This window comes from Vibrio sp. A11, assembly GCF_013048705.1.
Lineage (GTDB): Bacteria > Pseudomonadota > Gammaproteobacteria > Enterobacterales > Vibrionaceae > Vibrio > Vibrio metschnikovii.
The window spans coordinates 263,159-275,382 of sequence record NZ_VHSI01000004.1 but is presented as its reverse complement, the minus strand read 5'-3'; the positions used below and the strand labels follow the sequence as shown (position 1 = coordinate 275,382).

The 12,224-nt window shown below is 43.2% G+C and carries 15 protein-coding genes and 1 tRNA gene; 2 read left to right on the top strand and 14 right to left on the bottom strand.

The window, feature by feature from the left end:
• Positions 1–503 precede the first annotated feature (503 nt).
• Positions 504–953 (top strand): hypothetical protein, encoded by a 450-nt coding sequence (locus FKQ60_RS06775; protein ID WP_170906203.1) that lies wholly within the window; start codon positions 504–506, stop codon positions 951–953.
• 85 nt (positions 954–1,038) lie between these two features.
• Here FKQ60_RS06775 and FKQ60_RS06770 read toward each other — a convergent pair whose 3' ends face one another.
• From FKQ60_RS06770 to FKQ60_RS06760, 3 genes are all read right to left on the bottom strand, one after another.
• Positions 1,039–1,194, bottom strand: a complete 156-nt coding sequence (locus tag FKQ60_RS06770; RefSeq protein ID WP_170905074.1) for an AlpA family transcriptional regulator — start codon at positions 1,192–1,194, stop codon at positions 1,039–1,041.
• 78 nt (positions 1,195–1,272) lie between these two features.
• The gene (locus FKQ60_RS06765) at positions 1,273–2,508 is read right to left on the bottom strand and encodes a tyrosine-type recombinase/integrase (RefSeq protein ID WP_170906202.1); all 1,236 of its coding nucleotides are present in this window, start codon (positions 2,506–2,508) and stop codon (positions 1,273–1,275) included.
• Between the two features lie 313 nt (positions 2,509–2,821).
• A tRNA-Ser gene (locus tag FKQ60_RS06760) sits at positions 2,822–2,909 on the bottom strand.
• A gap of 218 nt (positions 2,910–3,127) precedes the next feature.
• Between FKQ60_RS06760 and FKQ60_RS06755 the strand changes: the two genes are divergently transcribed.
• Positions 3,128–3,703 carry a UPF0149 family protein gene (locus tag FKQ60_RS06755; RefSeq protein ID WP_158143734.1) on the top strand — a complete coding sequence of 192 codons (576 nt, stop codon included), beginning with the start codon at positions 3,128–3,130 and terminating at the stop codon, positions 3,701–3,703.
• Positions 3,704–3,775: 72 nt separating this feature from the next.
• Here FKQ60_RS06755 and nadA read toward each other — a convergent pair whose 3' ends face one another.
• The 11 genes from nadA to cydB all read right to left on the bottom strand — a co-directional run bounded on the left by nadA (position 3,776) and on the right by cydB (position 12,218).
• Positions 3,776–4,837: a quinolinate synthase NadA gene (gene nadA / locus FKQ60_RS06750; RefSeq protein ID WP_040904210.1), complete on the bottom strand. Its 1,062-nt coding sequence runs from the start codon at positions 4,835–4,837 to the stop codon at positions 3,776–3,778.
• 272 nt (positions 4,838–5,109) lie between these two features.
• The gene (gene ybgF, locus FKQ60_RS06745; protein ID WP_170905075.1) at positions 5,110–5,892 is read right to left on the bottom strand and encodes a tol-pal system protein YbgF; all 783 of its coding nucleotides are present in this window, start codon (positions 5,890–5,892) and stop codon (positions 5,110–5,112) included.
• 14 nt (positions 5,893–5,906) lie between these two features.
• On the bottom strand, positions 5,907–6,446 hold the full coding sequence (gene pal, locus FKQ60_RS06740; protein ID WP_004394967.1) for a peptidoglycan-associated lipoprotein Pal: 540 nt from the start codon (positions 6,444–6,446) through the stop codon (positions 5,907–5,909).
• A 47-nt stretch (positions 6,447–6,493) separates the two neighbouring features.
• On the bottom strand, positions 6,494–7,846 hold the full coding sequence (gene tolB / locus FKQ60_RS06735) for a Tol-Pal system beta propeller repeat protein TolB (protein WP_004394966.1): 1,353 nt from the start codon (positions 7,844–7,846) through the stop codon (positions 6,494–6,496).
• Between the two features lie 12 nt (positions 7,847–7,858).
• Positions 7,859–8,938 carry a cell envelope integrity protein TolA gene (gene tolA, locus FKQ60_RS06730; protein WP_004394965.1) on the bottom strand — a complete coding sequence of 360 codons (1,080 nt, stop codon included), beginning with the start codon at positions 8,936–8,938 and terminating at the stop codon, positions 7,859–7,861.
• Between the two features lie 17 nt (positions 8,939–8,955).
• A complete protein-coding gene (locus FKQ60_RS06725) occupies positions 8,956–9,396 on the bottom strand; it encodes an ExbD/TolR family protein (protein WP_004394964.1) in 441 nt (146 codons plus the stop codon).
• A gap of 3 nt (positions 9,397–9,399) precedes the next feature.
• Positions 9,400–10,083 (bottom strand): protein TolQ, encoded by a 684-nt coding sequence (tolQ, locus tag FKQ60_RS06720; protein WP_004394963.1) that lies wholly within the window; start codon positions 10,081–10,083, stop codon positions 9,400–9,402.
• Positions 10,073–10,483, bottom strand: coding sequence for a tol-pal system-associated acyl-CoA thioesterase (gene ybgC, locus FKQ60_RS06715; protein WP_004394962.1), 411 nt, complete (start codon positions 10,481–10,483; stop codon positions 10,073–10,075). The genes tolQ and ybgC overlap by 11 nt, the downstream gene beginning before the upstream one ends.
• 175 nt (positions 10,484–10,658) lie before the next feature.
• Positions 10,659–10,970, bottom strand: a complete 312-nt coding sequence (gene ybgE, locus FKQ60_RS06710; RefSeq protein ID WP_050782709.1) for a cyd operon protein YbgE — start codon at positions 10,968–10,970, stop codon at positions 10,659–10,661.
• Positions 10,963–11,070, bottom strand: coding sequence for a cytochrome bd-I oxidase subunit CydX (cydX, locus tag FKQ60_RS06705; RefSeq protein WP_010319196.1), 108 nt, complete (start codon positions 11,068–11,070; stop codon positions 10,963–10,965). The genes ybgE and cydX overlap by 8 nt, the downstream gene beginning before the upstream one ends.
• Before the next feature lie 11 nt (positions 11,071–11,081).
• Positions 11,082–12,218 (bottom strand): cytochrome d ubiquinol oxidase subunit II, encoded by a 1,137-nt coding sequence (gene cydB / locus FKQ60_RS06700; RefSeq protein WP_004394961.1) that lies wholly within the window; start codon positions 12,216–12,218, stop codon positions 11,082–11,084.
• Positions 12,219–12,224: the final 6 nt, after the last annotated feature.

The window sequence follows — 12,224 nt, the reverse complement described above, 5'->3', positions numbered from 1 at the left end:
GTTTTGCCATTTGCTTCCTTCAGATTTCACCTCACGATGAACACCCTTGCATAGGCTAACGGTTCCCGCTCGACTGAGCCCGTAGAGGACTTTCACCTCCTAGATCAACGCCATGCTCGGCGCACAATGATGTTAAATTTATTTCATCAAATTTAATTTCTTCATCAATCAACATAGAGTCAATTATAGAAAAATTAAACAACACCGGTGTAATTAAAAGTGATTTACTTTGGATTGACAGTTCTAATATTAGACAATGTTACTATTTAGCATCATGCTTATATCTTTCTAATATTTTTCATCAAATCACAAATGAAATTATACCTCTTGAAGAAAAAGATTTTGACTTTGAACACTTGGTTATCAATAGATCAAATGAATTTGAAAATACAAGTTCCATTAATTTATCCACATTTTCATTTAAAGAACACTTAACCTTAAATATAGAAAGCAGTCCTAATATTATGTATGATCACATCCTACTTGATATAATAGTCAATAGTATGTTGCTAAATAAAAACTATCAACAACAATTAAAAGTTTTTTGGTTAAATGCTAATACAATAAAGTATCAATGGTTAGATGTAAAAAATAAACAACAGGTTGATTGGGCTTATTGCTATCTTAAAAAAAACCATATATCTGGTTGGTTTTTACCAGAGGCAGACAGAGAAGATTATATCCATAAGTATTACTCATCCATCGTGCTATTAGATCTTTGGCCGGCATCACAGAAAATTAACGGGTTAGGAAATAAGTTTGAATTCATAGAAAAAATGAAAAGGTCTTGGTCTCAGCAAAAAAGTCGATTAAAAAATAAAAATAAAAAAACATTCACTTTTTCGATGGAAAGTAATGTTGAACCAAAAATAGAAAAACTCTGTAAAGATAACCATATTAATAAGAGCAAGCTAATAGAGAAACTAATAAATGACGCTTTTGATTCCTTGTAAATCGTATCATAATTTTGCAGGTCAAAATCAACCCGTAAACATGAGTTTAAAGTTCTCTATTAGAAACTCGCTTTCGAATCTAATCCTATACTTCGCTCTCTACCCAAGCCACAGCTCGTCCACCGAGCTGAACTTGGGTAGGGAAGTCATTTTGTTCGATGAAACGGTACATACTCGAACAAGATAAACCAGTTAAAGCCAGCACTTCTCGAGAACGGATCAAGCGAATATTGTTTGGCATATATCACCTCTTGCGCTGGTTAATTTCAAAAAGATGACATATGTCTAATTTTATTTATATTTGATACAAAATAGTTACTTAAGCTTTTACCAAATGTAAATGCTCCATACCAGTAACACTGTAACTTCCATAACTTGATTTCTCAATATGTTCACTCCACCAGCTCATTAGCTTACGGCGAGAGTCTAAATAGTCAGTACGGTTATAAGCCTTACGTATTTGGTTTTTATCCGTATGGGCAAGCGCAGCCTCAATAACATCTGCATCAAAGCCCTGTTCATTAAGTGTTGTACTGGCCAAAGCACGAAGACCGTGAGCTGTCGTCCTATCTTTAAACCCCATCCGCCCTAGTGCTTTATTTGCTGTTTCTGAATCGGTTGGGACTTTCGGGTTACGGCTCGAAGGAAATATATAGTCTCGATGTCCGCTAATTGGCTTGATCGCTTCAAGGAGCGCTAGAGTCTGGGGCGTTAGAGGAACAACATGCTCGCGGTTCATCTTCATTCGCTCTTTCGGGATAATCCATAGCTGGTTTGCCATGTCTATTTCTTCCCAGCGAGCGCCTGACGCTTCATTAGGGCGAACCATGGTATGAAGCTGCCATTCAATCAGAAAGCGCGTCACATGCTGAATATTGGCGGTTGCTACCGTTCGAATAAGCTCATGCATCTCATGAGGCTGTAGCGCTTTCATGTGCACTACTTTGTGCTTCTTGAATACGTCACGGATACCAGATAATGGATTAGAATGAATCACACCGCTGTTTACAGCATAATTCATGATCTCGTTCATCAGTTGGGCGGTACGTTTTACGGTTTCTAGTAAGCCTTGTGTTTCAACGGGACGCAACGCCGCAATAGCGATAGGCGCCGTGATTTTGCTAACGGGTATCGTGCCTAGCTTGGGAAAAGCATAGAGCTCCAGTTTGCGCCAGTTACCATTGAGAGTCTTCTCTTTTATCTGCCCTTCCTTCGTTGCCTTCCACTGCTCAGCGACAAACTTGAACGTCGCATTTTGCTCGACAATAACTTTGGCCTTTTGCTCTTCTTTGGCCAGTTGAGGATCAATACCATCCGCAAGCATCTTTCGGGCCTCTAGCGCTTTCTCTCGCGCTTCTGCCAAGGACATGTCTGGATAAGTACCAAAGGAAAGATAAGTGATTTTGTCCTGACCAGGTCGTTTATAACGAAACTGCCAAGAACGTGAATTGCTTGTACGCACACAGAAGTAGAGATTGCCGCCATCAGATAAGCGATAGAGCTTATCTTTGGGCTTTGCCGTTTGGATTTGCCTAGCCGTAAGATTATTCGCCATTTTGATCCCTCAAGTAATACCTGAACAAAGCTCAATTTTCGAAAAAATCTAGGTATTACTTTTGGTCGATAACTGCTTAACTTACATCAAGTTAAAGATCGAACTGATAGAGAAAATGACAACAAAGTAATACCTGATTTAGTGCTCAAAAGTAATACTAGCATCAAGTAGGAATACTGGGTATTACTTTAGGTATTACTCTAGACAAGCGCTTTTACGACACTTTATGGAACGCCACGAAACCGTAACTCATTGATTTTGATAATTTTTAGATAAGAAAAAAGACGTCCTGAGACGTCTTTAAACTTGAATGTGGCGGTGAGTGAGAGATTCGAACTCTCGGTACGTTGCCGTACACACACTTTCCAGGCGTGCTCCTTCAGCCACTCGGACAACTCACCGTAATGGGCTAGCATCTTGTGCTAACGAGGCGTTAATTTAGTGATATTCATTAATAGGGTCAAGCAGAAATCTTAAAAAAACTCACATCTTGGCTTGTTTGGCTAATTATTACCTCATTTGTTCAAAAAACCTTCATCAGTTCCCTGGATGCTCGCATTGATCGTACGTTTAGAGTTAAGATAACTTCACTTTTTGCTGTTGACTATGAGGCTTTACTTTGACCTTAAACGATATTCTAAGCGCTGCAGATTTAGAAGATAAACTTCTTAATGAAGCGAAAACCCAGGGCTTTATTACTGCCATGGCCCTCGCGCCGAATGTTCTTCCTCCTTCAGAATGGTTGCCATTTTTGTGGGGTGGTGATGATACGGCTCCCTTTAGTGATGCAAAGCAGATGGAAAGCTATTTTGGGTTGATTATCCGTTTATGGAATGAATATCGCCCTGCTCTTTTAGACGGCAGTTGGTCTTGGCCTGAAGGATGTGAACTGGATGAAGAAGATATCGTCACACAGAATACTCGTGATTTCTGTGAAGGGGTTTTACAGGGCTGGCAATTAACGCGTGATGATTGGGAAGTGCTGATGCCAGAAAATAGTCAAGAGAATGCCCTGATGGGGGGGGTGTTGTTATCGTTGAGCATGTTGTACGATCCAGAAACGTCTTTGGCCACCTTAGCTGAACAAGGTATGAACGATTTAGATCAGTTTACTGAAATCTATAACGCGATTCCTGTGATGCTATGTGGTTTGACTCAGCGTGCCGCCGATTTAGCGGAGTCTGATTCTCAATAACCACGCCAGCGATCACAACCATCTAAAGCATCAACTCAAAAAAACCGTCAGTCGCAACTGACGGTTTTTTCATTAAGCGTTCCCTTGTACTTGGCGATTGAGCTGCTCAGCAAAATCCAACATGCGATTTAAAGGCACCAAGGATTTCACTCGTGTCGCTTCATCAACAAACACCTCATGCTCTTCACCGCCATCGCGGAGTGCTTGTTCTATGGCTTTCAATCCATTCATTGCCATCCACGGGCAATGAGCACAGCTGCGGCAGGTGGCTCCTGCACCAGCCGTGGGCGCTTCAATTAATTGTTTCTCTGGCACCATTTGCTGCATTTTAAAGAAAATGCCTTTGTCCGTTGCCACAATCATGGTTGATTGAGGGAGTGTTTTTGCTGCCTTGATTAATTGACTGGTCGAGCCAACCGCATCAGCCAGTTCAACCACACTGGCCGGAGATTCAGGGTGAACGAGAATCGCAGCATCTGGATACAACCCTTTCATTTTGCGTAAGGCATCGGCAGAAAACTCATCATGTACTACGCACTCTCCTTGCCACAAGAGCATTTCTGCTCCGGTCTTTTTGGCAATATAAGCGCCAAGGTGACGGTCTGGTCCCCAGATAATCTTTTTATCTTGTGAATCAAGATGCTCAACAATATCTAAGGCAATGCTTGAGGTAACTACCCAATCTGCGCGCGCTTTAACTGCGGCTGAAGTATTGGCATAAACAACAACGGTGTGCTCGGGATGGGCATCACAAAATTCGGTGAACTTATCAGCAGGACAACCTAAATCAAGCGAACACTCGGCTTTTAAGGTTGGCATCAGAATCCGCTTTTCTGGAGTCAGTATTTTCGCTGATTCCCCCATAAAACGTACACCAGCAATAATTAGTGTGGTTGCAGAATGACGATTACCAAATTTAGCCATTTCTAGTGAATCGCCGACAAAGCCGCCCGTCTCTTCAGCTAAGGCTTGAATTTCTGGGTCAGTATAGTAGTGGGCGATCAGTACAGCATCTTTCTCTTTTAGTAACCGCTTAGTGCTTGCTAAATAGGTAGTTTTCTCCATCTCACTAAGAGGAATAGGCTTAGCTGGGAAAGGGTAAACGGTGTCTATTTTATCCAGTATGTGACTCATTGCTCTGCTCTATGGATCATTATAATAATTCGCATATTGTACACTGTATCGGTCATCGTACACAAAAAAACCAGACTTAAATCAACATACCCTCCCCATTTGAAGCTGCAGCGGTGTTGGCTCCGTTCGTTCACTCCAATCGCATAGTTTCTATGCTCATGGGAATTCACTCATTTGCCGCTTACTTGCAACTCAACGTAGTTGAGGTATAGAGCACTTAATAAAAAGCCACTCATAAGAGTGGCTCAGCATTATCCATTTATATCAATTCGTTACTTTAATTTATCCTGAGCGGCTTTCGCCGAAGCACTATTCGGATATTCATTAATTACTTGCTGATAATATTTCTTTGCTTGCGCCGCATTATTATTACGCGCAGCGATATCACCGAGCTTGACTAAAGCATCGGCGCGTTTATTCGAATCGGAATAACTTAATACCGCCGCAAAGCTTTTCGCTGACTGCTGATCTTGTCGCTTAGCGAAATGTAACTGACCAAGCCAGTAGTGGGCATTTGCCGCAAAACTAGAATCCGGATAATCAGCTTGGAATTTTTCAAATGCTGCTATCGCACCAGCGTAATCACGCTTTTTTAAAATTAAATCCACGGCATTCTGATAAGCCGCTTGCTCGTTTACATCACTACTAAAAGTGCCGAGTGGTAACTCATCACTTTGATTGCTAGCTGTGACATCTGCTACAGATGGCGATTGTTTAGCTGCACTACGTAGATTATCGAGTTCAACAAACAGTTCACGCTGGCGCTGCAACATTTGCTGCATATCGTAGGTATTTCTTTCTAGTTGGCCACGGAGCTCATTAATTTCTAGTGCCATTTCATCGAGTTGCTGCTGCATTTGCAACTGCATACGGTTGCGATTTTCAAGCAATCGTTCTAAACGGGCAACATCACCTTCATTTGACACGCCGCGGTTAGCCGACGTTGAGACTGAACGCTGACTAAGATCGGATACTGGAGCTGGTGCAGCGAGCGTAATGCTCGCTGCACTTGCCAGTAACGTAAGCGTAAAAACTTGCTTTAAGTTACTGAACATGAGGGATACCTCAATTAGTAAACAAGAACAGCTCGGCGGTTCTTCGCGTAAGCTTCTTCAGTTTGACCTAGAACCAGTGGTTTTTCTTCACCATAGCTCACGATCGAAATTTGATTGGCTTGTACACCCAGAGCCTCTAAATATTTGGCTACAGCGTTAGCACGACGCTCACCAAGCGCAATGTTGTACTCTGGCGTACCGCGCTCATCAGCGTGGCCTTCTACTGTCACTTTTAGACTCGGGTTTTTGCTTAGGTAAGCAGCATGGGCAGCAAGCATTTCTTCGTAACTACGTGCGATAGTGGCATTGTCAAATGCAAAGTAAATGGTTTGCGTTTCACGAAGTGCTTGCTCTTTAAGCTCTTGCTCTGACAACTGGCCATATTCACCGATTGGAGAAACAACGGTAGTATCAACACCACCCGCGCTACCAGACGTAGTTTGGTTAGTCTGTGAACCTGACGCTGATGCGGCGTCATCACTTGAGCTACATGCAGTAATAGCTAAAACAGGTAGCGCAATTAGGAGTCCCTTGAGAACTTTATTAAGTTGCATCTTATTTTCCTTACTATGAAATAGTTAGTTGCTAAATTATATGTTGGCTATAAAAACGGAGACCACGCTGGCGATCTAACTCGTCCATTGGTTGCCGGTAACCTTGCTTTAAATCGCCCATCAATAGAAACCATCGATAAGACGTTGGCCTGATTATACATCGAACTATAAATAACCATGCCACCATTTGGAGCAATACTTGGAGACTCATCTAACAAAGTTTGTGTTAATACTTGTAATGCACCGGTCTCAAGATCTTGTTTGGCTATATGAAAGCCTGAATTACTTCGATTCACCATGATCATGAATCGGCCATCCGGGGTAATCTGCCCACCGAGATTCTGCCGTCCTTGCCATGTCAATCGGTCCACCGCCTGATTTGCCAAATTTACTCGATAAATCTGCGGGTTACCACCCCTATCTGAGGTAAATATGAGCGACTTACCATCAGGATGCCAAAATGGTTCGGTATTATTTGAACGGCCATGGGTGATTTGTGTGAGTTTACGAGAAGCTAAATCAAGCGTATAGACTTGCAGCGTCCCAGTTTTCGACAGAACTAATGCCAGTGTTTTACCATCTGGAGAAAACCTCGGTGCACCATTATGTCTTGGATATGAGGTTAATTTTTCACGTTCCCCAGTGTAGATATCCATAATAAATATCTCAGCTTGGCCATTTTGAAAACTGACATAAGCCAACTGACGACCGTCTGGTGACCACGCTGGAGACATCAATGGCTGTTTAGAACGCAGCACCAAGCGCTCATTATAACCATCGTAGTCAGCAACACGTAATTGATAAGGGAAAGAGTCTTTATCATTAACGACAACATAAGCGATACGCGTTAAAAAAGCCCCCTTTTCACCCGTTAACTCTTCATAAACCAGATCAGAGATACGATGCGCATATTCACGCATCCGTGGCGCAGGTATCGTAGCGACTTTGTTAAATAACACATGATCTTTAGACAGCACGAGCTGCCCATCAGCACTTAACGCTCGGCTTTGCCCTTGGGTCAACTGACCACGAACCACGTCAACCAACTGATAATTAATAACATAATTACCTTGTTGATTGAGAGTAATTGAACCGGTCAGTAATGCATCAACGCCAATTCGAGTCCATGCATCAAACGTAACCTCAGTTTCACTGTAAGGCGTTTGTGGCATTCTATCGGTGGCAATGGGACTAAACTTGCCACTGCGTTGTAAATCGGAAGCAATCACCGCCGAAATATCTTCCGGTAGTGGTGTTTTTCCTTCCCATTTAAAAGGAACAATGGCAATTGGACGAGCAGAATTAATACCGTCGGTAATCACCAACTCTAGTGCCCCATAGGCAAGTTGCATACTACTGGTGAAAACCAGTAACCATCCTATTATTAATCGCTTTAACACAAACGGTTCCTTTTACTCAGGTGCTACAGTTAAATTAATGTTTTTCAGCCTTTCAATAAGATCCTTTTCATCGGCGGTAGGAAGAGGGAAACTACCAACTTTTGCTACCGCTCTCTTAGTCGCTGCGCATAGCCGATTATCGCCATTGAGTACTTGAACGTCACCTACTATAGCATCTGTGCCAGTAGGGATGAGACGTAAATTAACTCGACACTGTCGTCCTCGAAAACTATCCTCAAGCAGCAAGTTTTGTTGGATCATTTGGGTATAGATAGCTCCCCAACGCTGCGCTTCATTGGCAAGATGCTGTGATCGCGCTGCGGAAATGCTTTGCGCTTCACTTTCCAGACCAGAAAAAATGCTGTTCATCGCCGCTTCTTGCTCTTTGCGCTCACGCTCTAGTCGAGCCAAACGTTGCTGCTCTTGTCGAGCTTTTTCTGCCGCCTCTTTAGCGGCTTTTTCTTTGGCAATTCGTTCTTGTTCAGCGCGCTTTGCTGCTTCTTGTTCTTGACGCGCCTTTTCTTGCGCGGCCTGAGCTGCTTTCTCACGAGCAATACGCTCTTGTTCTGCTTTCGCTGCCGCGGCTTCTCTTGCTACTCGCTCCGCTTCGGCTTTTTTGGCTGCTTGCTCTGTAGCTTTACGTTGCGCTTCAGCTTTTGCAGCACGTTCTTGCTCTTGACGCGCTTTTTCTTCAGCCACTTGACGCTGTTGTTCTTGCTGTTGACGAACCCGCTCAGCTTCTCGAGCCGCTTGTGCCTCTCGCGCTTGCTGCTCTTTCAGTTGACGAATGCGCTCTTCTTCGGCTTTTCGGTTACGTTCGAGCTGTTCGGTTTCACGACGCAGCTTATCTAATCGCTCTTGCTCTTGTTTTGCCGCAGCCTCACGCTGATTACGTATCTGCTGTGCTTGTTGTTGAATCAAGCTAGGATCAATCACGACCGCTTGCATCATCGCTCCAGCAGAAGGCGTTTCTGGTTTTGACTGTGTAAAATCCGCACCCCAAAAAAGCACCACAACTAAAAGAACATGAAGGGCAACCGAAATCAACCATGGTTTATTATCGGCACGTTGCAATGTTTTTTTTGCTTTCATTAGCAATGGCAAACCTATTATTTTATGTCTGTTAATAGACCGACTTTTGCAACACCGGCTCGACTCAATTCATCTAAAACTAAGACAATTTCCGCATATGGTGTCGCAGCATCTCCCCCAACGGCAACGGGTGAATCCGGTTTTAATGATAACTCAGCTTTTACTCGAACAATCAAATCTTGCAATGAGAGTCCACGTTGCATCTCTTCATCATTGACGCTTAGTCCTAAGTTACCCGCTTGATCAACCTCAACAATGATAAAGCTTGCTTCACTGTCTCCAGCAAGCTCTGCCGTTGATTGAGCGATGGTCGTTCTCGGCAACTCAACCTCTACCCCTTGAGTAATGAAAGGTGAGGTCACCATAAAGATGATCAACAACACCAACATGACATCGATATAGGGTACGACATTGATCTCTGCTGTCATCTTCCGTTTCTTCGGTTGATAGCCAGTCATGCGTTATTCCCTACCCGCCATCGCTTGGCGGTGTAAAATACTATGAAACTCTTCGGAAAAAGTAGCGTAAATATGTTCTAGCTTAGTCACTTTACTGCTGAATCGATTATAAGCAATGACGGCTGGAATGGCAGCAAACAGACCCATTGCTGTTGCGACCAAAGCTTCGGCAATACCAGGAGCTACCATGGCTAACGTCGCCTGCTTAACAGCACCTAAGGCGATAAAGGCATGCATAATCCCCCAGACCGTTCCAAATAGGCCGATATATGGAGTAATTGAGCCAACTGTCGCTAAAAAAGGCAAATGCGCTTCTAGCTCATCAACTTCACGAGCGACGGTCACTCTCATCGTCCGCCCGGTACCTTCCATAATATAATCTGGTGCATTGGCGTTACTTTTGTGTAAACGAGCAAACTCGGTAAAACCGCTGTAGAAAATCTCTTCGGTACCTTCTAGCGTATCTTTACGCTTTTTGACCTCTTGATACAAAATAGACAGGTCGGTGCCTGACCAAAATTTATCTTCAAATTCTTCGGCTTGACGTTCCGCTTGTGCCAATGCTTTATGACGTTTAATAATCACTGCCCAAGAAGCAACTGACATAGCTAAAAGAATTAACATCACCAATTTAACCAGTAAACTGGCTTGTAAAAATAGATCGAGCATTGAAATATCAGCAGTCACTATGAGTAAACTCCAAAATCATTGATTGAGGCAATCCAATCGGCCTCATTTTCTGGTTATCGATACATGCTACCTTAACTAAGGCTTTACACAATAGCTGTCCGTTAGGATTGACCAGCTCTTGACAGAAAGTTAAAGAGACTTTTTTAAGTTCAACGACCGAGGTTTTCACGGTTAATTGATCATCCAAACGTGCAGCACGGATGAAATCAACACTCGCACTTCGGACCACGAAACCGATATTTTGTTCCAATAATTGCTGTTGAGAAAAACCCAACGAACGCAATATTTCGGTACGCGCACGTTCAAAGAACTTCAGATAATTGGCATGATAAACCACACCACCCGCGTCGGTGTCTTCATAATAGACCGTTATCGGCCAATCAAAAATTTGCCCCATAATGCCAAGTCGCCTCAGTCATGGTTAAGATGAGTTGATTACTATACCGCATCTCGGCAGCGCGAGTACAAGAAGAAGCGTAAGATTTTGTTGGAATGTGCTAAAAAAATAGCGCTATCTGATTAAAAGATAGCGCTATCGTTACTTTGCTGTCGTGTCAGTCTTATGAATGACTTTACGATACTCCTGAAAAACGCAAGAACAAGAACCCAACGAGGATTGGCAGTGAAAAGTAAGGACTAAAAACGCCTTGCCATAACCAATAACGTGGCTTGAAACCAACCCCGTAAACCATACTTGAACACATTGCCCAAATCAGTAATGGACCAATAATGGCATTGAACCCACCAATACTCACTGCATAGGCTTCAGGATCCCACATGACCATTGCAACATGGTAAAACCCTAACACCATAACTAATGCTCTAAGAGCACCTTTATCTAATGGTTGATGCAGTCTAGTGAGTCGTTCAGACCAATCACTCACGGTCTTTATCCATCATTTCAGAGTGCTCTAACCAAAGAGCATTGATGATGCCAAACGCACAAGCCAGCAATACACCAAGAATCCATGCAAAATACCACATTGTTTCGCTCCTTAGTAAAGTGAGTTGTTGTTATCTTCGATGTACTTGTTATCCAAGCGACCGAACATTTTATAGTAAGACCATACCGTGTAACTCAAGATAATAGGGACCATAACAAAAGCTACCCCAGTCATTAAGTTCAGAGTTAACTCACTCGATGTTGCATCCCACATGGTTAGGCTATGACTTGGTACTAAGTCTGAAGGCATGACAAATGGGAACATCGCAAAACCAGCGGTTAAGATGATCCCAGCATTACCAAGACTTGATACTAAAAACGCCAAAGCGCATTTTTCAAAACGTGACGCTAAAACAGCCAGTAGCGGCATAACCACCCCAAGCGCAGGAGCCAACCACAAGATAGGATACTGTTGGAAATTATGCATCCAAGCACCCGCTTCACGAATTACTTCTTTATTTAGCGGATTAGAGGCAGCCGAAGTATCAATTGCACTGACAATCACATAACCATCAATATGTTGAATCCAAAAACCACCCAACACAAACAAGACAAAGGTTAACAAACCGGCTAATTGTGCGGTATTGCGTGCACGAGTATGCAAATCGCTGGTGGTTTTCATTTGTAACCACGTGGCACCTTGCATCAAGATCATAAACAAGCTAACTAATCCGCACACTAAAGCAAAAGGATTGAGCAAACCAAAGAATGAACCGTGATAACTTGGCATCATCAGTTCGTTCAATTGGAAAGGAACGCCCTGTAACAAGTTACCAAACGCGACACCGAAAATGATTGGTGGCACAAAACCACTGATCGAGATACAAATGTCCCAGGTATTACGCCATTTTGGATCTTCTATCTTAGAGCGATAGTCTAAGCCCAGAGGGCGTAACCAAAGCGCAGCAAGAGTGACCATCATCGCCAGATAAAATCCAGAGAATGATGTGGCATAAACCAAAGGCCAAGCGGCAAATAGTGCACCACCAGCGGTAATGAGCCACACCTGGTTACCATCCCAGTGAGGGGCAATCGAGTTAATCATCACTCGACGCTCAGAGTCGTTTTTACCCAAAATAGGGACTAATGCTCCAACCCCCATATCAAAGCCATCGGTGATGGCAAAACCGATAAGTAGGACACCAATCAGTACCCACCAAATCAGTCGTAAGATCTCGTAATCAAACATATTGCT

Excerpts from the sequence above, each read along its gene's own strand:
- pal (WP_004394967.1), bottom strand. The coding sequence starts at position 6,446 with ATGCAACTTAATAAAGTTCTCAAGGGACTCCTAATTGCGCTACCTGTT.
- FKQ60_RS06765 (WP_170906202.1), bottom strand. The coding sequence starts at position 2,508 with ATGGCGAATAATCTTACGGCTAGGCAAATCCAAACGGCAAAGCCCAAA.
- ybgF (WP_170905075.1), bottom strand. The coding sequence starts at position 5,892 with ATGTTCAGTAACTTAAAGCAAGTTTTTACGCTTACGTTACTGGCAAGT.
- FKQ60_RS06775 (WP_170906203.1), top strand. The coding sequence starts at position 504 with ATGTTGCTAAATAAAAACTATCAACAACAATTAAAAGTTTTTTGGTTA.
- FKQ60_RS06770 (WP_170905074.1), bottom strand. The coding sequence starts at position 1,194 with ATGCCAAACAATATTCGCTTGATCCGTTCTCGAGAAGTGCTGGCTTTA.
- nadA (WP_040904210.1), bottom strand. The coding sequence starts at position 4,837 with ATGAGTCACATACTGGATAAAATAGACACCGTTTACCCTTTCCCAGCT.
- cydB (WP_004394961.1), bottom strand. The coding sequence starts at position 12,218 with ATGTTTGATTACGAGATCTTACGACTGATTTGGTGGGTACTGATTGGT.
- tolA (WP_004394965.1), bottom strand. The coding sequence starts at position 8,938 with ATGAAAGCAAAAAAAACATTGCAACGTGCCGATAATAAACCATGGTTG.
- FKQ60_RS06725 (WP_004394964.1), bottom strand. The coding sequence starts at position 9,396 with ATGACTGGCTATCAACCGAAGAAACGGAAGATGACAGCAGAGATCAAT.
- cydX (WP_010319196.1), bottom strand. The coding sequence starts at position 11,070 with ATGTGGTATTTTGCATGGATTCTTGGTGTATTGCTGGCTTGTGCGTTT.
- ybgC (WP_004394962.1), bottom strand. The coding sequence starts at position 10,483 with ATGGGGCAAATTTTTGATTGGCCGATAACGGTCTATTATGAAGACACC.